The organism is Roseomonas sp. 18066, from assembly GCF_902706185.1.
In the GTDB taxonomy this organism is placed as follows: Bacteria; Pseudomonadota; Alphaproteobacteria; order Acetobacterales; family Acetobacteraceae; genus Pseudoroseomonas.
This window is the reverse complement of record NZ_CACSJM010000343.1, coordinates 1-613: the sequence shown is the minus strand read 5'-3', so window position 1 is coordinate 613 and position 613 is coordinate 1. Positions and strand designations below refer to the sequence as shown.

1 protein-coding gene is annotated in these 613 nt (G+C 72.9%); it reads left to right on the top strand.

What is annotated here, in order from left to right:
* The coding region (locus GVN67_RS29145; protein WP_368667273.1) for a GntR family transcriptional regulator at positions 1 to 613 on the top strand (613 nt) is incomplete at both ends.

The window sequence follows — 613 nt, the reverse complement described above, 5'->3', positions numbered from 1 at the left end:
CTCCCCGCCGGCGGTGGCCCCCCTGGACCCGGTGCGCGCCCTGGAGACGGCGATCGCCGAGGAGATCCATGCCGGGCTGCTGCCGCCCGGCATGTGGCTGAAGCAGATCCTGCTGCAGGAGCGCTATGGCCATTCGCGCGGCGATGTCCGCCGGGTGCTGGACCGGCTGGTGGCGCAACGCCTGGTCGAGCATGTGCCCAACCATGGCTACCGCGTGCAGCAGCTGGACCCGCGCCGGCTGGAGGAGCTGCGCCAGGTCCGCCTGATCCTGGAGGTCGCCGCGGCCGAGCTGGTCACCCTGCCCGCCGCGCCTGAGCAGCTGGCCCGGCTGCGCGGCCTGGCGCAGGAATTCTCCGACGCCGCCGAAAACCGCTCGATCCTGGACCAGAACGAGGCCAATCTGGCGTTCCATGCCGGGCTGCTGGAGCTCTGCCCGAACCGGGAGCTGGCCCGCCAGGTGATGGAAACGCGGCTGCGCATGCCGGCCGCCCCCCTGACCCAATGGGCGCGGCAGGGCTGGGTGGCGGAATCGGCGCGGCAGCACCACGCGATGGTCGATGCCCTGGCCGAGGCCGACGCCACCCGCTACCGCAGCCTGGTGCGCGCCCATATC